This window comes from Streptomyces indicus, assembly GCF_900100315.1.
In the GTDB taxonomy this organism is placed as follows: domain Bacteria; phylum Actinomycetota; class Actinomycetes; order Streptomycetales; family Streptomycetaceae; genus Streptomyces; species Streptomyces indicus.
Map to the genome: position 1 here is coordinate 316,874 of NZ_FNFF01000003.1, position 22,154 is coordinate 339,027.

Annotated in this window: 20 protein-coding genes; 9 read left to right on the forward strand and 11 right to left on the reverse strand. The window is 71.1% G+C overall.

Annotation, left to right across the window (positions count from 1 at the left end; genetic code table 11):
- Positions 1-12: 12 nt before the first annotated feature.
- The 9 genes from BLT97_RS10960 (at position 13) to BLT97_RS11000 (ending at position 10,708) form a co-directional block, all read left to right on the forward strand.
- Complete coding sequence (locus tag BLT97_RS10960) at positions 13-975, forward strand: 5'-3' exonuclease (RefSeq protein WP_093609044.1); 963 nt, start codon at positions 13-15, stop codon at positions 973-975.
- Positions 976-1,230: 255 nt separating this feature from the next.
- Positions 1,231-2,082, forward strand: coding sequence for a siderophore-interacting protein (locus tag BLT97_RS10965; protein WP_093608638.1), 852 nt, complete (start codon positions 1,231-1,233; stop codon positions 2,080-2,082).
- 360 nt (positions 2,083-2,442) lie between these two features.
- Positions 2,443-3,894 carry an NCS1 family nucleobase:cation symporter-1 gene (locus BLT97_RS10970; RefSeq protein ID WP_245769271.1) on the forward strand — a complete coding sequence of 484 codons (1,452 nt, stop codon included), beginning with the start codon at positions 2,443-2,445 and terminating at the stop codon, positions 3,892-3,894.
- A 119-nt stretch (positions 3,895-4,013) separates the two neighbouring features.
- Positions 4,014-4,736, forward strand: a complete 723-nt coding sequence (locus tag BLT97_RS10975; protein ID WP_093608642.1) for an aspartate/glutamate racemase family protein — start codon at positions 4,014-4,016, stop codon at positions 4,734-4,736.
- Between the two features lie 338 nt (positions 4,737-5,074).
- Positions 5,075-6,040, forward strand: a complete 966-nt coding sequence (locus BLT97_RS10980) for a pseudouridine synthase (protein ID WP_093608644.1) — start codon at positions 5,075-5,077, stop codon at positions 6,038-6,040.
- A 149-nt stretch (positions 6,041-6,189) separates the two neighbouring features.
- A complete protein-coding gene (locus BLT97_RS10985; RefSeq protein WP_093608646.1) occupies positions 6,190-7,068 on the forward strand; it encodes an ABC transporter ATP-binding protein in 879 nt (292 codons plus the stop codon).
- Entirely contained in the window at positions 7,065-8,357 is a 1,293-nt protein-coding gene (locus BLT97_RS10990) for an FtsX-like permease family protein (protein ID WP_093608648.1), read from the forward strand. Before BLT97_RS10985 ends, BLT97_RS10990 begins: the two co-directional genes overlap by 4 nt.
- A gap of 312 nt (positions 8,358-8,669) precedes the next feature.
- Complete coding sequence (locus BLT97_RS10995; protein WP_093608650.1) at positions 8,670-10,067, forward strand: sensor histidine kinase; 1,398 nt, start codon at positions 8,670-8,672, stop codon at positions 10,065-10,067.
- A complete protein-coding gene (locus tag BLT97_RS11000) occupies positions 10,055-10,708 on the forward strand; it encodes a response regulator transcription factor (RefSeq protein WP_093608652.1) in 654 nt (217 codons plus the stop codon). Before BLT97_RS10995 ends, BLT97_RS11000 begins: the two co-directional genes overlap by 13 nt.
- A 7-nt stretch (positions 10,709-10,715) precedes the next feature.
- On the opposite strand, the gene BLT97_RS11005 is transcribed toward BLT97_RS11000, so the two are convergent.
- From BLT97_RS11005 to BLT97_RS11055, 11 genes are all read right to left on the reverse strand, one after another.
- Positions 10,716-12,089 carry a cytochrome P450 gene (locus tag BLT97_RS11005; RefSeq protein ID WP_093608654.1) on the reverse strand — a complete coding sequence of 458 codons (1,374 nt, stop codon included), beginning with the start codon at positions 12,087-12,089 and terminating at the stop codon, positions 10,716-10,718.
- A gap of 302 nt (positions 12,090-12,391) precedes the next feature.
- Positions 12,392-15,193 (reverse strand): DEAD/DEAH box helicase, encoded by a 2,802-nt coding sequence (locus BLT97_RS11010; RefSeq protein WP_093608656.1) that lies wholly within the window; start codon positions 15,191-15,193, stop codon positions 12,392-12,394.
- Positions 15,194-15,276: 83 nt separating this feature from the next.
- Positions 15,277-16,167 carry a diacylglycerol kinase gene (locus tag BLT97_RS11015; protein ID WP_093608658.1) on the reverse strand — a complete coding sequence of 297 codons (891 nt, stop codon included), beginning with the start codon at positions 16,165-16,167 and terminating at the stop codon, positions 15,277-15,279.
- 63 nt (positions 16,168-16,230) lie between these two features.
- Complete coding sequence (gene tatC / locus BLT97_RS11020) at positions 16,231-17,124, reverse strand: twin-arginine translocase subunit TatC (protein WP_093608660.1); 894 nt, start codon at positions 17,122-17,124, stop codon at positions 16,231-16,233.
- A gap of 93 nt (positions 17,125-17,217) precedes the next feature.
- On the reverse strand, positions 17,218-17,496 hold the full coding sequence (gene tatA / locus BLT97_RS11025) for a Sec-independent protein translocase subunit TatA (protein ID WP_093608662.1): 279 nt from the start codon (positions 17,494-17,496) through the stop codon (positions 17,218-17,220).
- Between the two features lie 313 nt (positions 17,497-17,809).
- The gene (locus tag BLT97_RS11030) at positions 17,810-18,007 is read right to left on the reverse strand and encodes a hypothetical protein (protein ID WP_093608664.1); all 198 of its coding nucleotides are present in this window, start codon (positions 18,005-18,007) and stop codon (positions 17,810-17,812) included.
- Positions 18,008-18,017: 10 nt separating this feature from the next.
- Positions 18,018-18,278, reverse strand: a complete 261-nt coding sequence (locus tag BLT97_RS11035) for a hypothetical protein (protein ID WP_093608666.1) — start codon at positions 18,276-18,278, stop codon at positions 18,018-18,020.
- 209 nt (positions 18,279-18,487) lie between these two features.
- The gene (locus tag BLT97_RS11040; RefSeq protein WP_093608668.1) at positions 18,488-19,441 is read right to left on the reverse strand and encodes a helix-turn-helix transcriptional regulator; all 954 of its coding nucleotides are present in this window, start codon (positions 19,439-19,441) and stop codon (positions 18,488-18,490) included.
- An 18-nt stretch (positions 19,442-19,459) separates the two neighbouring features.
- On the reverse strand, positions 19,460-20,413 hold the full coding sequence (locus tag BLT97_RS11045) for a helix-turn-helix transcriptional regulator (protein WP_093608670.1): 954 nt from the start codon (positions 20,411-20,413) through the stop codon (positions 19,460-19,462).
- A gap of 204 nt (positions 20,414-20,617) precedes the next feature.
- Complete coding sequence (locus BLT97_RS11050; protein ID WP_093608672.1) at positions 20,618-20,989, reverse strand: FKBP-type peptidyl-prolyl cis-trans isomerase; 372 nt, start codon at positions 20,987-20,989, stop codon at positions 20,618-20,620.
- A 58-nt stretch (positions 20,990-21,047) separates the two neighbouring features.
- Entirely contained in the window at positions 21,048-22,004 is a 957-nt protein-coding gene (locus BLT97_RS11055) for an FKBP-type peptidyl-prolyl cis-trans isomerase (RefSeq protein WP_245769250.1), read from the reverse strand.
- Positions 22,005-22,154 lie beyond the last annotated feature (150 nt).

Consider the following 22,154-nt stretch of genomic DNA (forward strand, 5'->3'; position numbering starts at 1 on the left):
ACGCGCGGCCCGATGTCGGCGCGGTGCGGCATGATGCGGGATGTGACGCAAACCCGACGGCTCATGCTTCTCGACACCGCCTCCCTCTACTTCCGCGCCTACTTCGGCGTGCCGGAGTCGATGAAGGCCCCGGACGGCACGCCGGTCAACGCCGTGCGCGGGCTGATCGACTTCATCGACCGCCTGGTCAAGGACCACCGCCCGGACGAACTGGTCGCGTGCTGGGACGACGACTGGCGCCCGCAGTGGCGGGTGGACCTGATTCCCTCGTACAAGGCGCACCGCGTGGCCGAGGAGACGGAGACCGGGCCGGACGAGGAGGAGATCCCCGACACCCTCTCGCCGCAGGTCTCGGTGATCGTCGACGTCCTGGAGGCGCTGGGCATCGCGCGGATCGGGGCGCCGGGTTACGAGGCGGACGACGTCATCGGCACGCTCACCGCGCGGGCCGCCGGGCCGGTCGACATCGTCACGGGCGACCGCGACCTCTACCAGCTGGTGGACGACAAGCGCGGCATCCGCGTCCTGTACCCGATCAAGGGCGTGGGCCAGCTCCAGGTCACGGACGAGGCCTGGCTGCGCGAGAAGTACGCGATCGAGGGCGGCGGTCCCGCGTATGTCGACCTGGCCGTACTGCGCGGCGACCCGAGCGACGGCCTGCCGGGCGTCCCCGGCGTGGGCGAGAAGACCGCGGCCAAACTGCTCGCGCAGTACGGGGACTTGGCGGGCATCATGGCCGCCGTGGACGACCCGAAGTCCAAGCTCACCCCGTCCCAGCGCAAGAAGCTGGACGAGTCGCGGCCGTACGTGGCGGTGGCGCCGAAGGTGGTCCGGGTGGCTGCGGACGTGCCGGTCCCCGAGGTCGACCTGACCCTGCCGAGCGAGCCGCGCGACCCGGCATCCCTGGACGAGCTGGCGGAGCGGTGGGGCATCGGCACTCCGCTGAAGCGTCTGGTGACGACGCTCGCGGGCTGACGGCCCGCAACTATGCACTCCTGGGGAGGGCCTCGCCTCGCGTGGGGCCCTCTTCGCATGGGTGCCGCGGTCTTCCCGCATGGGTGCGGCCCTCTTCGCATGGGCGCGGCTCCCTTCACAATGGTGCAGCCCTCTTCGCATACGTTCGGCTCTCTCGGCACGCGTTCCGTGAAGCCTCCCGGCATCCCTCTGCGTTTCTCCGGCCACGGGTGTTAACTTAGGCAGACCTAAGTACGCCGATCAGGGGAGGCTGCCGTGGCGGAACGTCCGGCGCGCAAGGCACCGCAGGCCCATCTCGCGGAGGTCATCCGCAGCGAGCAGCTCACCCCGCACATGCAGCGCGTGGTGCTGGGCGGCGCGGGGCTCGCCGCGTTCACGGCCGGCGAGTTCACCGACCACTACGTCAAGCTGCTCTTCGCTCCCGAAGGCGTGGAGTACCCCGAGCCCTTCGACGTCCAGGCGATCCGCGCCGAACTGCCGCGCGAGCAGTGGCCGGTGACGCGCACGTACACCGTGCGCGCCTGGAATCCCGAACTGCGCGAGCTCACCGTCGACTTCGTGATCCACGGCGATGAAGGGCTCGCCGGACCGTGGGCCCGCGACGCTGGCCCGGGCGACACGATCCGCCTCCTGGGCCCGGGCGGCGCGTACGCCCCTTCGCCGGCCGCCGACTGGCACCTGCTCGTGGGCGACGAGAGCGCGCTGCCCGCGATCGCCGCCTCCCTGGAGCAACTGCCGGAAGGCGCCCGGGTGTTCGCGTACGTCGAGGTCGAGGACGCCACCGAGGAGCAGAAGGTCTCCTCCCCCGACGGCGCCGGCATCACGTATCTCCACCGCGCCGGGCGCCCGGTGGGCGAGGCCCTGATCGAGGCCGTGCGTGCTCTCGACTTCCCGGCGGGCGAGCTGCACGCGTTCGTCCACGGCGAGGCCGGCTTCGTCAAGGAGCTCCGCCGCCATCTGCGCATGGAGCGCGGCGTGGCGCGCGAGCAGCTGTCGATCTCCGGCTACTGGCGCCTGGGGCACAACGAGGACGGCTGGCAGGCCTCCAAGCGCGAGTGGAACGCCCAGGTGGAGGCGGAGCAGGAGGCAGCCGCACCGGCCGCCTGACCCTCTTCGCGGGCACGACTTCAGCACCCCATCGGCTCCGGCCGGTGGGGTGCTTTCGTCTGCCCTGAGGGCGCGCCTTCGTACGCCCTGAAGGCGCGCGTCCGTATGCGCTGAGGGCGCGCGAACGTATGCCCCGAAGGCGCGCAAAAGCGGCGCCCGGCCAGCGCTCGACGCCCAGATTATTTGGAATACCAAACTTCGACAAGACCCCTTGACCAGCGTCGTACGCGGCCGTAGCGTCCCGTTCACCCCTCCCTGGAAAACAGATTTCGTATACCGAAATCACGAAAGGTGGCCGGTGTGACCACAGCGCAAACCCCGGTGCGCACGGGCAAGGAAGCCCGTCCCGGAGCCAGTGCCGTGTCGGCTGACCCGAGTCCCCGGCTCTACAGCCCCGACCTCGCGCCGACGCAGAAGGCGGGACGCAGCTGGGGCGGCTACAGCGTGTTCACGCTGTGGGCCAACGACGTGCACAGCCTGGGCAACTACGCCTTCGCGATCGGCCTGTTCGCGCTCGGCATGGGCGTGTGGGACATCCTGGGCGCCTTCGTGCTCGCCTCCGTCTTCCTGTTCGCGCTGCTCAGCCTCTCCGGCTACATGGGCTCGAAGACCGGTGTCCCCTTCCCGGTGATGAGCCGTATCGCCTTCGGCATCCGGGGCGCCCAGATCCCCGCGGTGATCCGCGGCGGTGTCGCCATCGCCTGGTTCGGCATCCAGACCTACCTCGCCTCGGCCGTGCTCTCGGCCCTCGCGGTGTCGCTGGCCCCGGGCCTCGCGTCCTGGCAGGACACCACGGTGCTCGGCCTCGATCTGCTCGGCTGGGCCTCGTTCCTGGTTCTGTGGGTGGTCCAGGTGCTGATCGTCAGCTACGGCATGGACGTGATCCGCAAGTACGTGGAGGTCGCGGCCCCCGCCGTGCTCATCACCTTCGTGGCGCTCGCCATCTGGATGCTCACCCGCGCCGACTGGTCGATCGCGATGGACGCCGGCAGCCCGTTCACCGGCGTGGACCGGTGGCTGCACATCCTCGAGGCGGCGGCGCTGTGGGTCGTCATCTACGGCACCTTCGTGCTCAACTTCTGCGACTTCACGCGGTCCGCGAAGAGCAACCGGTCGATCATCGTCGGCAACCTCGTCGGCATCCCGGTCAACATGCTCTTCTTCGCCGGCATCGTCGTCGTGCTCAGCGGCGCCCAGTTCAAGCTGGACGGCCAGGTCATCTCCAACCCGGCCGACATCGTGCAGGCAATCCCCAACACCCCGCTGCTCGCGCTCGCCTCGCTGTCCCTGATCGTCCTGACCATCGCGGTCAACCTGATGGCCAACTTCGTGGCCCCGGTCTACACGCTGGTCAACCTCTTCCCGCGCAAGCTCGACTTCCGCAAGGCGGCCGTCGTGAGCGCCCTGCTCGGCCTGGTCATCCTGCCCTGGAACCTCTACAACAGCCCGGTCGTCGTGGACTACTTCCTCGGCGGACTCGGCGCGCTCCTCGGCCCGGCCTTCGGCATCGTGATGGCCGACTACTGGATCCTGCGCCGCACCCGCGTCAACGTCCCGCACCTGTACAGCGAGGACCCCGAGGCCACGTACGCCTACCGCCGCGGCGTCAACCCGCGTGCCGTGGCCGCCCTGGTGCCCGCCGCGGCCGTGGCCGTGGTCATCGCCCTCGTCCCGGCCTTCTCCGGCATCGCCGGCTTCTCCTGGTTCATCGGCGCCCTCCTCGCCGCCGCCCTCTACCTCCTCCTGCCCGGACGCGGTACGGCCCCGCTCGAGGACATCGACGGCGAGTCCATCGCCGTACCCAGCGCCTGACGGACTCTCGTCGCCGTACCCGGCGCCGGACCCCCCTCACTGGGGCGGCCGGGCACCGCACCCGCACACCCGGCCGCCCCACGCCCCTCTCGAACACCGAGCGAAACAGGAACACCCCTATGCGCATCCTCGTCGTCAACGTCAACACCACGGATTCGATGACGAAAACCATCGGTGAACAGGCGATGGCCGCCGCCGCACCCGGCACCGAGATCGTGGCGCTGACCCCGGCGTTCGGTGCGGACTCGGTCGAGGGCAATTACGAGAGCCACCTCGCGGCGATCGCCGTGATGGAGACCGTACGGGCCTACCCAGAGCCGTACGACGCGGTGATCCAGGCCGGCTACGGCGAGCACGGCCGCGAGGGTCTGCAGGAGATCCTCGACGTCCCGGTCGTCGACATCACCGAGGCGGCCGCCGCCACCGCGCAGTTCCTCGGCCGCAGCTACTCGGTCGTGACCACCCTGGACCGCGCCGTACCGCTCATCGAGGACCGGCTGCTCCTGGCCGGGCTCTCGGCCCGCTGCGCCTCCGTACGGGCCAGCGGCATGGCCGTCCTCGACCTGGAGCGCGACCCCGACGCGGCCGTGGAGGCCATCGTGGACGAGGCGGTCCGCGCGGTGCAGCAGGACCGCGCCGAGGTCATCTGCCTGGGCTGCGGCGGAATGGCCGGCCTGACCGAACGGGTCGTGGAACGCACCGGCGTCCCGGTCGTGGACGGCGTGGCCGCGGCCGTCACGATCGCCGAGTCTCTGGTCCGCCTCGGCCTCAAGACCTCAAAGGTCCGCACGTTCGCACCACCGCGCCCCAAGCAGTTCCGCGCGTGGCCGATGGCCGTCTGACGACCGGTCCCTGAAACGCACCGACAAACCGCCGAACCAGCGGACCGGGCACCGCGGCGGACCGGCACCGCGGTAGACGGGCACACCGCCAGACCGGCACCGCGGTGGGCCGGCACCGCGGCGGACCGTCGGACCGCTCACCACAGGCCGCGAAGGCGCCCGACGGGTTCGAACCCCATCGGGCGCCTTCGCTCATGTCCCGGCCGGCCGCTCACATCCCGGGCGGGATCCCGACCTCAGCCGGCCTGTCGGTCACTGCCTACTCTTGCGGCATGCAGCGCGCAGCACGCCACGCGGCTGGCCAGCGCCGCACCCCCGCCTCGTACCCTGGACGCACCATGACCCGTCGTTCCCGTGCCACGCGCTCGCCCCTTCCCCAGCGGGCCGGAGTGGATGCCGTGCGGCTCACGTTGCCCGTCGGCGGGCGGTGGGGGACGGTGCGGGACCATCTCGTGGAGCGGCTGGCTCCCGGGGCCGAGGTGGTCGACGGGATGCTGGCCGCTGGGGAGTTCGTGACCCTGGAGGGGCCCGTCAAGCATGACGACCCGTACGTGGGCGGACAGGTCATCTGGTTCCACCGGGAGCTCGCGCCCGAGACACCGGTGCCGTTCCCGATCGAGGTGCTGTACCGGGACGAGCATCTGGTCGTCGCGGACAAGCCGCACTTCCTCGCCACCACTCCGCGCGGCTCCCACATCACCGAGACCGCGCTCGCCCGTCTGCGGCGCGAGCTGGAGCTGCCCGGGCTCAGCGCGGCCCACCGGCTCGACCGCCTGACCGCCGGGGTCGTCCTGTTCGTCGTGCGGCCGGAGGAACGCGGGCGGTACCAGTCCCTGTTCGCCGACAAGCGGGTGCACAAGGAGTACGAGGCGATCGCGCCCTACGACCCCGTACTGGAGCTGCCGCGCACCGTGCGGAGCCGGATCGAGAAGGTACGCGGGGTCATCGCGGCGCACGAAGTGCCCGGCGAGGCCAACAGTGAGAGCAGGGTGGAGCTCATCGACCACCGGCCGGTGCCGTCGTACGGGGGTGCGCTCGGGCGTTACCGCCTGCTGCCGCGCACGGGCCGCACGCATCAGCTGCGGGTCCACATGAACGCGCTCGGACTCCCCCTGCTCGGCGACCCCGTCTACCCCGCGGTCCTCGACCAGGCGGCGGCCGACGACTTCGCACGCCCGCTGCAACTGCTCGCCACCACACTGGAGTTCACCGATCCGGTGACGGGCACGGAGCACCGGTTCCACACGCGCCGCACGCTTCAGGCGTGGGATGCGTATGACGCCTGGGACGCGGACGAGGTGTAGTCCGCAGCCCGCGTCGGCGCCGAGGGACTGGCGGCGGCCGAGGGCCCGGTGTTTCCCCACCAGGAGCCGACTGGTTCGGAAAATCCGAACCAGGATCGGGGTGGCTGCTCCATAGTGACGCTGACCTGCGCATTCGTACCGTCGGTGGCATGCAGACCAATGAGACGCAGTCGCAGTCGAAGACGCAGACGCAGTCGCAGAACGGCCCGGGCGGCCCACGAGAGGACACGCACCTCGCAGACAGCGGTACAGCCCTCGACCGCGCGAGCGCATGGGCTCTCGCCATGGACGGGGTCACACGGCGCTACGGGCGGGGCGGTCGCGCGGTGCACGCCCTGCGTGGTGTGGACGTGCGCCTCCCGCACGGCAGCTTCACCGCGGTCATGGGCCCCTCCGGCTCGGGCAAGAGCACGCTGCTGCAGTGCGCTGCCGGGCTCGACCGGGCCACCTCGGGACGGGTCACGCTCGGCGGCCAGGACCTCTCGGGCCTGGGCGAGCGGCGGCTCACCCGGCTGCGCCGGTCGCGGGTCGGCTTCGTCTTCCAGTCGTTCAACCTCCTTCCCACGCTGACCGCGGAACAGAACGTCCTGCTGCCGCTGCGCCTGGCCGGCGTCCGGCCCGACCGCACGGCAGCGGCCCGTATGCTCGCGCGGGTAGGGCTCGCGGACCGCGCGCGAAGCCGTCCCGGTGAACTCTCGGGAGGGCAGCAGCAACGCGTCGCCATCGCCCGCGCATTGATCACCCGCCCCGACCTGGTCTGCGCGGACGAGCCGAGCGGAGCGCTGGACCCGGCGACCGCCGAGGACGTCATGGGGCTGCTGCGGCAGGCCGTGCGCGAGTGGGGTGCGACCGTCCTGATGGTGACGCACGATCCGGCGGCCGCGGCGTGGGCGGACCGGGCGCTGTTCCTCCAGGACGGTCTGGTCGTCGATGAGGCGAACGGCTGGGACGCCCCGGAGATCGCGGCCCGGATGCGCTCGATGCGGACGACGCGCGCGGCCACGGCAGCGGCGGAGGTGGCGGCATGACCACCGGGCTCGCACGGTCCGCCGTACGGGCGCGGCCCGCGGTGTTCGGCGGAGTGTTCGCCGCCCTCACCCTCTCGGCCACCGTGGTGACGGCAAGCGTCACCGTCTTCCAGTCGGCTTCCGCCGCCCCGCCCTCCCCCGCGCGGTCGCTGCTCACCGAGATGGGCATCCTCTTCACCCTGGTCACGGTCTATCTCTCGGTCTTCGTCATCGCCCAGGTGATGGCCCTCGCGGTGGCCCAACGCACCCCGGAGACCGCCCTGTTGCGCGCCGTGGGCGCCACGCCCGCGCAAGTACGGCGGATGGTGGCGGCCGAGACGCTGCTCACCGCCCTGCCGGCGCTGCCCGCGGGCTGGCTGCTCGGGCGCGTGCTCGCCGGGATCTGGTGGCAGGGCATGGCCGACCACGGCATGACGCCCGCGGGCGCCGAGGTGACCACCGGAGTCCTGCCGCCCCTGGTCGCCGCTGGCGTCCTGGTCGTCACCTCCCAGCTCGGCGGACTGCTCGCCGCCCGGCGCGCGGCCCGTTCTCGCCCGGCGCTGCTGCTCGGCGAGGCACGCACGCCGCGTGACCGGGCCCCGGTCGTACGCCTGCTCCTCGCGGGCACCGCTGCCGCGGGCGGCTGCGCCCTGACCTTCGCCGCCAAGACCTCCGACAACCCCGGCGAGAAGGTGCCGCTGATCCTGATCGCCTATCTGGTCGCGGTGGGCCTGGCCGGTCCCGCCCTCGGCCGGTGCACTGCCACACTTCTGGCCGGACCGCTGCGCCTGGTGGGCGGAGGCATGGGCGAACTGGCCGCGACGAACAGCCGCGGCCGCTCGCACCGGCTGTCGCCCGCGATCACTCCCGTGGCTCTGATGGTCGCCTTCTCCCTGGTGAAGTTCGCCCACCTCGCCACGCAGCCGCGCATCGCGTGGATCGACGTGTTCGGCACCGCCCTGTACGGCGTGTTCGCCGCACTGGTCGCCGCCAACACACTCGTCATGCTGACCGCCGAACGCCGCCGCGAGATCGCACTCCTGCGCGCGGTCGGCGCCCAGGCCGGCCAGATCCTGCGCCTCGTCCTCGCGGAGTGTTGCATCGTGGCGACGGCCGGCTTCGGGGCCGGGCTCGCGATGGCCCTGGCGGTGAGCCTGCCGCTCGGCTCGGCGGCGGGCTCGCTGGGCGCCCTGCCGCCCGCAGCGTGGGCCGGCACGGCGGCAGCGGTGCTGACCTTGGTCACCCTGGCCTCGACCGCACCCCTCGCCCTGTCCCTGCGCCCCATCGAGGGCCGGCCCCAACTGCCGTGATCCGGAGGCCGGCCCCAACTGCCCTGATCCGAAGCCCGAGCCCAACTGCCCTGAGCCGAAGGCGGATCGGACACACCTCCGCAGATACCTGAACCCCCTCTCGAGCAAAGACACCACTCCCCGAGGCACGCCGAAGCCCCCCGATGTGCCGCCCCGAACGTCCGGGACGACACACTGCCTGTGCCCCACACTCGTCCACCGCCGGCCCCTCACCCCGACCCCACCAAAGGACTCACCCCCACAACAACTCACCACCACCAGATTTCACCGCCTCCCCGACATCGCACCCCGCACACAAAGGACCCTCCACGCATGACCGCCGCGCCCCCGCCGACCAGCCCCACGCCGGCATCCCGGACGCATCCCGCGGTGCGCGCCCTGGACCTCATCGGCCTGCCGGCCTCGGCGCGCGCCCGGCGCGAACTCCTGTACGCGGCGGCCAACTTGCTCCCCGGACTGCTCGGCCTCCTCACTCTCCCCCTCCTCGCCGTCGCCGCCCTCCTCATGCCGACGCTCGCAGGCCTGCGCCCCATTGCGGCCGCGCTCGCCGCCGGCGGCAGACTCGCCGCCGTCCACCGCTACCTGGTCCGCACCCTGTTGGGCGAGAACGTCCCCGCGCCACCCAAGCGCGCACCGCGGACCCCCGAACACCGGCCCGTACACCGCCCCGCCCAAGCCGCGGTCGCCGACCCGGACAGCTGGCGCGCCCTCGCCCACGCTCTGGCGGACGTCCCCGTCTCCCTCCTCAACGCCGCAGTGCAGCTGTTCCTGCGCCTGTACGCGCTCGCAGGGGTCGGCTACTTCTTCTGGTACCGGCAGGTCCGCCAGCCCGACGGCAGCACCGGCCTCGTCCTGCCCGGCTCCGAGGCCCCGTTGAACACCGCACCCCGCATCCTCGCCGTCACCGCCGCCGGCCTGCTCCTCCTCGCCCTCGCCGGCTGGTCGGGCAGCCAGGTGTGCGCCCTGTCCCGCTGGCTGGCCCGCAGCCTGCTCGGACCGAGCCGACTGGCCGGGCGTGTACGGGACTTGGAGGCGACGCGGGCCCTGGCCGTCCGCGACTCCACCACCGCGCTGCGCCGGATCGAACGAGACCTGCACGACGGCGCACAGGCCCGGCTCGTGGCGGTGGCCATGACCCTGACCCGCGCGCACAGCGCCCTCGATCCGGCCCGCCGCACCGACACCGCACCCGACACGGCCCGCGACCTGGTCGGCCAGGCCCTGGCCGGCACCCGCACCGCGATCGAGGAACTGCGCGACCTGGTCCGCGGCATCCACCCGCCCGCCCTAGACGAGGGGCTCGACGCGGCCCTCGCCTCCCTGACCGCCGATCTCACCACCACCGGCAGCACCATCCGTCTGGACATCGACCTCCCCCGCCGTCCCGATGAAGTGACCGAGACCATCGCCTACTTCTGCGCAGCCGAACTCCTCACCAACGCCACCCGCCACGCGGCCGCCACCACGATCGACGTGCGGGCCCGGCTGGACGGCCCTGATCTCCTCCTCACCGTGCGCGACGACGGACGCGGCGGCGCCCGTCCCGCCCCCGACGCCCGCACGGGCTCGGGCCTGGCCGGCCTGGCGGAACGCGTCCGTACCGTCGACGGCACACTGATCATCGACAGCCCGCCCGGCGGCCCCACCCTGGCCACCGTCCGCATCCCCCTCACCACCGCCGACCTGGAAGGCGCCCCATGCGCATCGTGATCGCCGAGGACGCCGCCGTCATCCGTGAAGGACTCGTCCAGCTCCTCGCCGACCGCGGCCTGGAGGTGGTCGCGGCCGTGGCGGACGCCGAGGCACTGCTCGCCGCCGTGGACGAGCACCGGCCCGATGTCGTCATCGCCGACATCCGCATGCCTCCCACCCATCGCGACGAGGGCCTGGTCGCCGCGGTGGAGCTGCGCCGCCGCCATCCCGGTCTCGGCGTCCTGTTGTTCTCCCAGTACATCGAGACCCGCTACACGGACCGCCTGCTCGCCGACGGCCCCGCCGGCATCGGCTACCTCCTCAAGGACCGAGTCCTGGACGTGGACGAGTTCGTCGCCGCGCTGCATCGCATCGCCGAGGGCGGCACCGCGCTCGACCCCCAGGTCGTGTCCCAACTCCTCGGCTCCCGCAGCGGTCTGGGCGCCCTGACCGCCCGGGAGCTGCAGACCCTGGAGCTGATGGCCGAGGGGCTGACCAACACCGCCATCGCCCGGCGCATGGACATCACCCAGCGGGCCGTCGAGAAGCACGTCGCCGCCATCTTCACCAAGCTCCGGCTGGAGCGGGGCGAGGACGAGCACCGGCGGATCCTCGCGGTGCTGCACTACCTGCGCGGCAGCAACGGCGCGCAGAGCTGAGGCGAGTTCACCTCGTGCGCACCTGCACCACCGCGGTGACATCCCGGTCCGGCTGGAGCGTCAGGGAGGGCACCGGCAGCAGCTCCTCCTGCTCCACCAGGAGGTCGAACCGCCTCGCGATCACCGCCAGGATCAGCACCGCCTCCACGGACGCGAAACGCGCGCCCAGACATACCCGGGGTCCGCCGCCGAACGGATACCAGGCGTACTCGGGTATCTCCTCGCTCTCCGCACCGCTCCAGCGCTCGGGGCGGAACCGGTCGGCGTCCTTGTACCAGCGCGGGTCGCGCTGGGTGGCCCACTGGCTGGTCCACACCCGTGTGCCCTTGGGCATGGGCCGTCCGCCGATCGACGCCCCTTCCTTCGCCAGGCCGGTGAGCAGCCAGATCGTCGGGTAGAGCCGCAGCGTCTCCTTCACCACGTTCTGTGTGTAGGTCAGGTTCGCGTAGTCGTCGAAGCCCGGGTCACGGTCGCCGAGGACGCGGTCGAGCTCCTCGCCCAGTGCGGCCCGCGCCTCGGGGTTGCGGGCCAGGAGGTACCAGGCCCACACGAGCGTCGAGCTGGTGGTCTCATGGCCGCCGATGTACAGCGTCACCGCCTCATCCCGGATCTCGACCTCCGAGAGGCGCGCACCGGTCTCGTCCTGCGCCGTGAGCAGCCGGCTCAGCAGGTCCGGCCGCTCGTCGGGCGCATCGCGGTGGGCCGCGACGATCCGGGCGACCTCGGCGTCGATCACGTCCGCGGCCTTCTTGATCCGCGCGCGCCCGGGGGTCGGCACCCAGTCCGGCAGCACCGCGCCGAGCCCGCTGAACTCCGCGCCGATCTCCTTGAGCGCGACATCCATCGCCTCGCCGATCGCCTCCGAGTCCGACTCGGTGTCGACACCGAAGATCGTGGACACCGCGATCCTGCGCGTGAGCGCCGCCATCTCCCGCTTGATGTCGATCCGTTGGCCGTCCGACCACCCCTGTGCCGCGTCGATCGCGCACGAAGCCATCGTGCGCGCATACGACTTGACCTGCTTGGGCCGCACGGACGGCTGCACCAGGGAGCGCTTGCGCCGCCAGTCCTTGCCCTTCGCGACGGTCACCCCGTTGCCCAGGACCGTGCGGAAGGCGATTCCGAGGTCGGGCTGGTCGAAGGTGCCCTCGATCTCCCGCATCAACTCGCCTATGTGGTCGGGCTCGGTGAGGAACACGCATGAGGTGCGGCCGAAGCGCCAGCGCACCATCGTGCCCCGGTCCCGCAGGAGCTCGAAGAACGCGAGGGGATCCTTGCCGAACTGCGGAAGATTGCCGAGCAGCGGCACTCCGCGCGGTCCGGGCACCAGCTCGGGGCCCTGCGGCTGCGCGCCGACGGCCGCAGCGGACTCCGTGGTCATGGTCGAACTCCCCTCCCGGATGGCGCAGTTGACCCCCGCGCCGCGTGTGGCGCCGTGACGGCGCCGCGTGTCACGCCATGAAATCGGATGCCTCGATCACCCCGCCACCCCTGTGGATAACCCTGCGGGATCACCCGCCTCGACTCGTATGACAAATGCCGCACGCCAGGCCGAAGGCTGCGACCACCTGTGGAAAGGGCCGGTGGCCCGCTCCCTATCGGGAGCGGGCCACCGGCCTCACCAGGTCGCAAACCTCAGCCCTCAGACTTCGGTTCACCGCAGGACCGCCCAGCGAGGGGCGCTCACCCGACGGACGAGTAAGCCACCACCCCGCGCAGCAGCGCATCCACGGCCTTGCGCGCGTTCTTCGCCACGGTGCTGTTCTCCTTGGGCGCGGCCGCCGCGATCTGTCCGAGCACGTCGATGACCTGCTTGCACCAGCGCACGAAGTCGCCGGCCGGCATCTCCGCCTCGCGCAGGACCTCGTCCAGGCTCTTGTCCGAGGCCCACATGTACGCGGCCCAGGCGAAGCCCAGGTCGGGCTCACGCTGGCCGACGCCCTCGGTCTGGCTGATGCGGAAGTCCTCCTCGAGGGCGTCGAGCCGCCCCCAGATCCGCACCATGTCGCCGAGCGCCGCCTTGGCCTTGCCCGAAGGCAGCTTGGGCGCCATCGCGTCGTCGCTCTGCCGGGCCTCGTAGACCAACGCCGAGACGCACGCGGCCAGTTCCGCCGGGCTGAGGCCCTCCCAGACCCGCTCGCGCAGGCACTCGGAGGCGAGCAGATCCAGCTCGCCGTAGAGGCGCGCGAGCCGCATCCCGTGCTCGGTGACCTCGTCGCCGCGCAGGTAGTCGAGCTCGGTGAGGAGCGCGACGATGCGGTCGAAGGTGCGGGCGATGGTGTTCGTCCGCCCCTCGATGCGCCGCTCCAGCTGCTTGGTGTCGCGCATCAGCCGGTGGTAGCGCTCGGCCCAGCGGGCGTGGTCCTCGCGCTCGTCGCAGCCGTGGCAAGGGTGGGCGCGCAGCGCAGCCCGCAGGCGCGTGATCTCGCGGTCGTCTGCGGCCGCCGCACGTCCGCGCTTGTGCCGCTCGGGCCGGATGTGCCCGGCCTTCGTGCGCAGCGCGGAGGCGAGGTCGCGGCGGGACTGCGGCGAGCGCGGGTTGAACGACTTGGGGATGCGCATCCGGTCGAGCGCCTCGACCGGCACCGGGAAGTCGATGGCCGCGAGTCGCTTGACCTGCCGCTCGGCCGTCAGCACCAGCGGACGCGGGCCGTCGTGCGCCTCGAACCCCCGGTGCCCGTTGGAACGCCCGGCCGGGATCCCCGGGTCGAGCACGAGCGCGAGCCCCGCGTACTTGCCGGTGGGCACATGGATCACATCGCCCGGCTTGAGCTTCTCCAGGGCGACGGCCGCCTCGGCACGGCGCTGGACCGCGCCCTGCTTCGCCAGCTCGTTCTCCCGGTCCTTCAGTTCGCGCCGCAGCCGCGCGTACTCGTCGAAGTCGCCGAGGTGGCAGGTCATGGACTCCTTGTAGCCCTCGAGCCCTTCCTCGTTGCGCTGCACCTGGCGCGAGATCCCGACCACCGACTTGTCGGCCTGGAACTGCGCGAAGGAGGTCTCCAGAAGCTCGCGCGAGCGATGCCGCCCGAACTGCTGGGTCAGGTTGACCGCCATGTTGTACGAGGGCTTGAAGCTGGAGCGCAGCGGATACGTGCGCGTGCCGGCCAGGCCCGCAAGCGCCTCCGGGTTCATACCGCGCTGCCACAGGACCACGGCATGGCCCTCGACGTCGATGCCGCGCCGGCCCGCGCGTCCCGTGAGCTGCGTGTACTCGCCCGGCGTGATGTCGGCGTGCTGCTCACCGTTCCACTTGACGAGCTTCTCCAACACCACCGAGCGCGCAGGCATGTTGATGCCGAGCGCAAGCGTCTCGGTGGCGAACACGGCCTTCACCAGGCCGCGTACGAACAGCTCCTCGACGACCTCCTTGAAGGTCGGCAGCATGCCCGCGTGGTGCGCCGCGATGCCCCGCTCGAGCGCTTCCAGCCACTCGAAGTACCCGAGCACATGCAGGTCTTCGTTCGGAATCGCGGCCGTGCGCTCCTCGACGATCTCGCGCACCTTCAGGCGCGCGTCCTCGTCGTTGAGCCGCAGCCCCGCGTACAGGCACTGCTGTACGGCCGCTTCGCAGGCGGCGCGGCTGAAGATGAACGTGATCGCGGGCAGCAGGCCCTCGGAGTCGAGGCGGTCGATCACCTCGGGCCGCGAGGGCGTCCAGATCCGCGAGCGCTGGCGCCGCTCGCGCTCCCGGTCGGCCTCCCGGCCGCGCCGCCGGTCGCGGTAGGTGGGCCGGCTGGCCTCCAGTCGCGCCATCCGTACAAGATCGGGGTTGACCTCGCGCTTCTTCGCGGAGGACTCCTCCTCGAAGAGGTCGTACATCCGGCGCCCGGCGAGCACGTGCTGGAACAGGGGCACGGGCCGGTGCTCGGAGACGATCACCTGGGTGTCGCCGCGGACGGTGTCCAGCCAGTCGCCGAACTCCTCCGCATTCGACACCGTGGCCGAAAGCGAGACCAGCGTGACCGACTCGGGAAGGTGAATGATCACTTCTTCCCATACGGCGCCACGGAAGCGGTCGGAGAGGTAGTGCACCTCGTCCATCACCACGTAGCCGAGGCCGAGCAGCGACTGCGAGCCCGCGTACAGCATGTTCCTCAGCACCTCGGTGGTCATCACGACCACGGGCGCCTCGGAGTTGACACTGTTGTCACCGGTGAGCAGACCGACCTTGTCCGCGCCATAGCGCTTCACGAGGTCCGCGTACTTCTGGTTGGACAGCGCCTTGATGGGCGTGGTGTAGAAGCACTTCTTGCCCTGCCCGAGCGCGAGGTGCACGGCGAACTCGCCGACAATCGTCTTGCCGGAGCCGGTCGGCGCGGCGACAAGGACGCCCTTGCCCGCTTCCAGCGCTTGGCAGGCCTCGATCTGGAAGGGGTCGAGACCGAATTCGTACATCTCGCGGAAGGACGCGAGAGCGGTGGCCTGCTCGGCAGCGCGCGCCCGCGCTGCCGCGTATCGCTCGGCCGGGGAGAGGTCCTCTGTCATCTTGCTTCGAGCCTACCCGCAGGCACTGACAGCGGTCGCGATCTTTGTTGACCCGGCAACGATGCTTGACGAAGGCGCCACCGCTACCGGGCAAGAATCCGCACGGCCTGCGGCACGCACTCGGCCGTCAGCGGCAGGGGCCCCAGCGGCTCACCGTCCGCGTACCCGGTGATCCCGGCCGCCTCGACGGTGATCTTCGCGGCGCGGTACACGGTCACCTTGGGGTGGTCGACATGCGTCCCCTTGTAGACCCGCGGGAACACCTTCAGGAGCGTGGCCCGCGAGCAGTCGCCGACGACGGTGATGTCGAAGAGCCCGTCGTCGACCAGGGCGCCGGGGGTGATGCGCATGCCGCCGCCGTACGAGGTTCCGTTGCCGACGGCGATCAGGGTGGCGCCGACCTCCTGGACCGGCCCGTCGTCCAGACGAATCCGGAACGGGAAGGGCTTGAAGGCGGCCAGCTCGGCCACCATCGCGAGGTCGTACTTGAAGCGGCCTGCGGGCCAACGCATGCGGTTTCCGCGGTCGTTGACCCGCGAGTCGAAGCCGCAGGCCAGGACGGTGCCGAAGAGGCGGTCGCCGATCCGGCCGAGGTCCACGGCCCGCGTCGTCGCGGCCTTCAGCGCCTCGGCGGCCAGCCGTCCGGCGGCCTCGGGCTCGCGTATCGGCAGGCCGAGGGCGCGCGCGAAGTCGTTCCCGGTGCCCACGGCGACGATCCCGAGCGGGGTACGCGTCCCGGCCACGGCCTGCAGCGCAAGGTTGATCATGCCGTCGCCGCCGACGGCGACCAGCGCACCTGTCCCGCCGTCCACAGCTTCGCGGGCCCGCCGCAGGGCGTCGTCGGCGTCCTCGCCCACGACCGTACGGACGGAGAAACCGGCGTCCCGGAACGCGCGCGCGGCCGGCTGCGCCGCGTGGGCGCCCCGGCCGCGGCCTGCGGTGGGATTGACGAAGAGGGTGATCTCGCTGGTCACGGCCCGGACCTTACAAGGTCGGGTGACGTCCTCGTAACCAGGTCGGGTGACGTCGTAACCAGGTCAGGTGACGTCGTCGTAACCGTTCAGACGCCGGTCGCCGTCTCCGGTCGCCTGCTCGGGCAGGGCCTTGCTGGCGGACACGGTCTCGATCTCCCCGATGTCCTCCGGGGTGAGATCGAGGTCGGAGGCCTCGTCGTCACCGAGCGCCGCATCCGGGTCCTTACGAGCCCGCCTCTTGTCGTTGAGCAGCGAGAACCCGACGGCCATGAAGTAGAGGACCACGATCGGCCCGGAGAGGGCCAGCATGCCCACGGGGTCGGTGGTCGGTGTGGCGATCGCACCGAACACGAAGACGCCCATGATGACGCCGCGCCACCAGGTGACCATCCGCTTGCCGGTCACCACACCGGTCATGTTGAGCATGATCAGCAGCAGGGGCAGCTCGAACGCGAGGCCGAAGATCAGCAGCATGCGCGTCGTGAAGTCGAGCACGTCGTCCAGCGTGAGCAGGTTGGACGCGCCGTCCGGCGTGAAGCCGAGCAGAACCTTCATGCTGACCGGCAGGATCACGTACGCGAGGTAGGCGCCGCCGATGAAGAGCGGCACCGCGGCGGACACGAACGCGTAGGTGTACTTCTTCTCGTGCTGGTGCAGGCCCGGCGCGACGAACGCCCACAGCTGGTAGAGCCACACCGGGCTCGCGCCGATGACGCCGGCCATGAGGCTGACCTTGATCGTCACGGAGAAGGGCGACATCAAGGTGTTGAAGGAGACCACCGCGCAGTCGCCGCCGGTGCTCTCGCCGAGTCCGGTCTTGCAGGTGGGCACCGGCTCGACCAGGAAGTCCATCAGCTCCTTGCTGAAGAACGCCGCCACGATCGTGACCACGACAATGGCGATGACACCCTTGGTCAGGCGGTTGCGCAGCTCACGCAGGTGCTCCACGAGGGGCATGCGCCCCTCGGGATCCCGCTCCTGCTTGGGGGCAGACTTGAGCAACCCACGTCCCTATCTCGTACGGCAGGTCGGACGTGACCTGCTCTGCGGTCAGCGCTGCGTCGTGTCCGTCGGCTCGGTCACCGGGCGCGAGCTGGTCACGTCGCCGGGGGCGGCCTGGATCGTACGCGGCGCCTGCTGCTCGGGAGCGGGCTGCGCCGGGGACGTCGTGCCGTCCTTCGCGTCGTCCGTCTTCATGGCCTTCGCCTCGCTCTTGAGGATGCGGGCGGACTTGCCGAGCGAACGCGCCATGTCGGGAAGACGCTTGGCACCGAACAGCAGAAGCACGACGACGAGGATGAGGATGATCTCGGTGGCCCCGAGGTTCATAGCTGTTTACCTTCTTCACCGAGGCGACAGGGAACGTGTTGCCCGGCGCACCGGACAAGACATCCGATCACCGCGCTGACAGCGATCGTAACCCCCGGGAGTGAACCTGAGGCAATGCCTGTGCGTACTCCCGGTTGCTGACCCGACGCCTCCTTGCCGGGCCACTGCTCAAGCAGCGTACCCGTCCGGTCAGGCAAGTTGGAGACCGCGCCGGGCAATTAACGGGCAAGGCCCGCAGGTCGCGCCGGAGGACATCGCGAGCTCAGGTCGGCGGACGTGGAGCGGTCACATCACAGGGCGTCGAGCGGTCACGTCACAGGACGTCGCGCCCAGTGCGGGCCATGTCCACGGCCGCGCGCTCCAGGTCGTTCGAGGCGTCGGTGATCTTCCTTGAGGTCTCGGCGACTTGGGCACCGAGGCGGCGGACCTCGACGAAGACCCGTACGGCGAAGAAGGCGAGCACCACGAGCCCGAGGAAACCGAGGGCGATCGCGATCATGGGCCAGAGCATGCGCGCAAGCCTAGACGCTGCGGGCCGTGGAGTGCAGGCGCAGTGTGCGCACCCCGCCGCCGGTGAGGAGTTCGACGATCCGCTCCCCCGCCGGCTTGCGCACGGCCGATCCGCAGTCGGGGCAGGTGAAGGAGTAGAAGGTGGTGCGGTGGCTGGCGCCCATCACCAACCGCAGGGCGGCCGCGGCCAGGACGAAACGGGAGCGGCAGTCCGGGCATCCGGCGCGGAAGACGGCCGGGTCCCCCGCCACCGTACGACCAAATTCCGACATTCCGGAATTACCGGACAGAATCTCTGAGTTGGGCGAGGAGTCGGACGAGGAGTCGGGCGCGTACCAGCGCCCCACCGTCCCCGCACTCCACGGCCCCGCGAGACCGCCGGCCTCGCCTGGGCCACCCGCCTCACCCGACGCATCCCGTGTCCGCACCGTCACAGCTCCTCCCGGTCCTGCCCGTACGCCTCGGTTCCTGTCCCGCGCTCTCAGTCCTGCTCGTACGCCTCGAGCGCCGCCTGCGCCGCCTTGCGCGCGCTGTCGGCGAGGTCCGCGGGCGAGACGATGTGCCCGTCGCGGCCGAGCCGCAGCGCGAGCCGCTTCAGGGAGGCCGGATCCGGGGTGCGCAGCGTGATGCGCAGGCCGCCCTCGGGCAGTTCCTCGGCGCTGTCGTGCGGGTAGTACTCGGCGACCCAGCGGCCGCCGGGCCCGACCTCGACGACCACCTCGGGGTCGTCGGCCGAGGGCTGGACGAGCCCCTCCGACAGGTCACGCAGCTCCAGCTCGGGCGGCGAGGCGACCTCGTCGAGGATGCGGATCTCGGCGACCCGGTCGAGGCGGAAGGTGCGCCGCGCCTCCGAGCGGTAGCACCAGGCCTCCATGTAGGTGTGGCCGAGCGCGAACAGGCGGATCGGGTCGACCTCGCGCTCGGTGAGCTCGTCGCGGGCCGGCGAGTAGTAACGCAGCCACAGCCGGCGGCGCTCGGAGATGGCGCGGTCCACCTCGGCGAACACGCCGCCCTCGGACTCGAAGGTGACCGACAGCCGGTCGCCGGCCGCGGCGGTCTCGCCGGCCGCGGCCTCCAGCTTGGACGTGGCACGGAGCAGCGCCTGCCGGTCGCCCTCGCGAAGACCGGGCAGGGTGGCGACGGCGCGGGCGGCGACGAGCAGGGCGGTGGCCTCGTCGGCGGCCAGGCGCAGCGGCTCGGCCACGTCGTCCGGGTTGTGCCACCAGATCCGCTCGCCGTCGGTGTCGATGTCGAGCAGGTCGCCGCCGCGGAAGCTGGTCCCGCACAGCGGCAGCACGTCGAGGTCGGAGATCAGCTCGGCCTCGCTGACGCCGAAGGCACGGGCGACATCCGCCACGCGCGCGCCGGGGCGCTCCTTCAGATACGTCACCAGGGACAGCATGCGCCGGGTCTGGTCGATGGCATTGGCAGCCATGTGTTGTTCCGCTCCCCCTCAGCCCTTGGCCACGGCGCGCAGCCGGTCCACGACGTCCGCCCGCAGCTCCGCGGGCTCGAGCACGACCACGTCCGGGCCGAACTCCACCAGCCAGGCGTCGAGCCCGTGCCCGTACGGGATCTCCAACTCGTCCCAGCCGTCGCCGAGTTCCCGTACGCGATGGGACTTGAGCCGCAGCGGGTAGCCGGCGTCGGTGCGCAGCTTGATCAACGCGGTCCGGTCGGTGATCTCCCCGGCCCAGCCGGCGACGGTCTCGCGGACGGTGACGACGTCGGGGATCTCGGCCGTGAACTTGCCGGCGCGCGAGCGCACCTTGCCGGTGATCCGCGAGAGCCGGAAGACCCGCTCGGCGCCGCGGTCACGGTCCCAGCCGGCCAGGTACCAGTGGCCGCGCCAGCACTCCAGGGCCCACGGCTCGACATGCCGGGTCTCGGGCCGGGCGGCGGTGGCCTTGCGGTAGTCGAAGACGACGGGCCTGCGGTCGCGGCAGGCGAGCATGAGTGGTTCGAAGGCGCTTTCATGCACGGGGATACGGGGTTCGAGCGCGCCGTGTGCCTCGTACGGGTCGACGTCCTCGGGCATGCCGGCCGCGCGCAGCTTCTGCAGGGCGCCGCTGGCCGCGCCGGCGAGCCGGGCCTGCTGCCAGACCTTGGCGGCCAGGCCCAGGGCGGCGGCCTCCTCGGCGTCGAGGGTCACGGGCGGCAGGCGGTTGGAGTCGCGGCGGGCGAGGTAGCCGACCTCGCCGTCGAGGTTCTCCACGGTCTCGATGACCAGGCCGAGTTCGCGCAGGTCGTCCTTGTCGCGCTCGAACATCCGGTTGAAGCTGTCGTCCGAGTTGGCTTCGAGGTAGGCCTCGATGGAGCCGCGCAGCTCGCGCTTGCTCAGCGGCCGCCGGGTCCCGAGCAGACACAGCGCCAGATTCATCAGCCGCTCCGCCTTGGCAATCGCCATCGACGCCCTCTCCACCCCTCCTGGACTGCTGCTACGAAGCTCGACCGTACCGCCCCGGGGTGTCGGGGCAAAAGCCGAGGGCCCCTGCCCGCAGGCAAGGGCCCTCAAATGTTCGAACCGGACCGGATCGGATCGCGGGCGGTTCGTGCGGCTTGATCCGGCCTCGTGGAGATCGCCGGGTCACACCGCGAACGGATCTCCGGATCAGACCGCGACGAGGTCGCAGACGAAGATCAGCGTCTCGCCGGGGGCGATCGCGCTGCCGGCACCGCGGTCGCCGTAGGCGAGGTGCGCGGGGATGATCAGCTGGCGGCGGCCGCCGACCTTCATGCCCTGGACGCCCTTGTCCCAGCCCTGGATGACCTGGCCGACACCGAGCTGGAAGCGCAGCGGGGTGCCACGGTTCCAGCTGGAGTCGAACTCCTCGCCGGTGGAGAAGGCCACGCCCACGTAGTGGACCTGCACCATGTCGCCGGCCTTGGCCTCCGGGCCGTCGCCCTCCCAGATGTCCTTGATCTCAAGGTCCTTCGGGGGCTCGCCGCCGGGGAAGTCGACCTCGGGCTTGTCGATGCTCACGTAATTGCTCCTGCAGTTCTACGAATGGGCAACCGGGACAGTCTTACATCTCCGGGGCTCACATCTTCGCCAGGATGTCCACCGCGAAGACGAGCGTCGACTTGGCGGGGATGGGGCCCTGGGCCTGGTCGCCGTAGCCCTGGTCCGGCGGCACGACGAGCAGCACGCGGCTGCCGACCTTCTTGCCCTCCAGGCCCTTCGACCAGCCCGGGATCACCTGGTTCAGCGGGAAGGTGACCGGCTGGCCGTTCTTGTAGCTGGAGTCGAAGGTCTTGCCGTCCTTCCAGAGCTTGCCCACGTACGAGACCGCGACAGTGTCGCTGGCCTTCAGCGCGTCGCCGTCGCCCTCGATCACGTAGTTCGAAACGAGCTTCGTGGGCGCGTCCTTGTCGCTCGGGATCGTGACCTCGGGCTCCTTGCCGTCGGTCTCGGTGCCGATCTTCGGCAGGCTCGCGTCCGTCTGGTCGACGACCTTGCCGCCCTCGATCTTCTTCGGGATGGACGTGGCCTTCACGACGTCCATGACGAAGACGAGGGTGGCGCCGGGCGGGATGTCGCCCTGGCCCTGGTCGCCGTAGCCGAGCTCCGGCGGGATCGACACCTCGAGGCGGCTGCCCTGCTTCTGGCCCTTGAGGGCCTGCTGCCAGCCCTCGATCACACCACCGCCGCCGATCGTGACGTCGAAGGGCTGGCCGCGGTCGAAGCTGTTGTCGAACGGCTTGTCGCCGTCCCACAGTTGCCCCAGGTAGTTCACCTTCGCGCTGTCGCCGTCCTTCAGCGGGTCGCCCTTGCCCTCGCTGATCACCTCGACCTTGAGGTCCTTCGGCGGCTTGCCCTCGCCCTTGGCCAGGGTGGGCTTCTCGCCGAACTTCGCTCCGGCGGTGATCTCGGGCAGGCCGCCCTTGGCCACGGTGGACGAGGAGGAGTCGGAGTCGGAAGCCTTCTCGTCACCGCAGGCCGCCGTGGAGAGCAGCAGCAGCGGTACGAGCACAAGGCCGGGAAGTCGGCGTCGCACAGTGGTCCTCTGGGGTCGCAGGAGTGGTTCGGTGCCCGCCACCTTACGGCCAAGCCGCGCGCCGTCCATGTACGGCATGCCTGCGGCGGCATCCTCGTCCGGCATGCCTGCGGGCCCGCACCCGTAGTTCGGTGCGGGCCCGCAGGCCGG

Bases quoted from the DNA above. Each gene is read 5' to 3' on its own strand.
- BLT97_RS10960 (WP_093609044.1), top strand. From the start codon at position 13: ATGTCGGCGCGGTGCGGCATGATGCGGGATGTGACGCAAACCCGACGG.
- BLT97_RS10975 (WP_093608642.1), top strand. From the start codon at position 4,014: ATGCGCATCCTCGTCGTCAACGTCAACACCACGGATTCGATGACGAAA.
- BLT97_RS10980 (WP_093608644.1), top strand. From the start codon at position 5,075: ATGACCCGTCGTTCCCGTGCCACGCGCTCGCCCCTTCCCCAGCGGGCC.
- BLT97_RS10985 (WP_093608646.1), top strand. From the start codon at position 6,190: ATGCAGACCAATGAGACGCAGTCGCAGTCGAAGACGCAGACGCAGTCG.
- BLT97_RS10990 (WP_093608648.1), top strand. From the start codon at position 7,065: ATGACCACCGGGCTCGCACGGTCCGCCGTACGGGCGCGGCCCGCGGTG.
- BLT97_RS10995 (WP_093608650.1), top strand. From the start codon at position 8,670: ATGACCGCCGCGCCCCCGCCGACCAGCCCCACGCCGGCATCCCGGACG.
- BLT97_RS11000 (WP_093608652.1), top strand. From the start codon at position 10,055: ATGCGCATCGTGATCGCCGAGGACGCCGCCGTCATCCGTGAAGGACTC.
- BLT97_RS11005 (WP_093608654.1), bottom strand. From the start codon at position 12,089: ATGACCACGGAGTCCGCTGCGGCCGTCGGCGCGCAGCCGCAGGGCCCC.
- BLT97_RS11010 (WP_093608656.1), bottom strand. From the start codon at position 15,193: ATGACAGAGGACCTCTCCCCGGCCGAGCGATACGCGGCAGCGCGGGCG.
- tatC (WP_093608660.1), bottom strand. From the start codon at position 17,124: ATGCCCCTCGTGGAGCACCTGCGTGAGCTGCGCAACCGCCTGACCAAG.
- tatA (WP_093608662.1), bottom strand. From the start codon at position 17,496: ATGAACCTCGGGGCCACCGAGATCATCCTCATCCTCGTCGTCGTGCTT.
- BLT97_RS11030 (WP_093608664.1), bottom strand. From the start codon at position 18,007: ATGCTCTGGCCCATGATCGCGATCGCCCTCGGTTTCCTCGGGCTCGTG.
- BLT97_RS11035 (WP_093608666.1), bottom strand. From the start codon at position 18,278: ATGTCGGAATTTGGTCGTACGGTGGCGGGGGACCCGGCCGTCTTCCGC.
- BLT97_RS11040 (WP_093608668.1), bottom strand. From the start codon at position 19,441: ATGGCTGCCAATGCCATCGACCAGACCCGGCGCATGCTGTCCCTGGTG.
- BLT97_RS11045 (WP_093608670.1), bottom strand. From the start codon at position 20,413: ATGGCGATTGCCAAGGCGGAGCGGCTGATGAATCTGGCGCTGTGTCTG.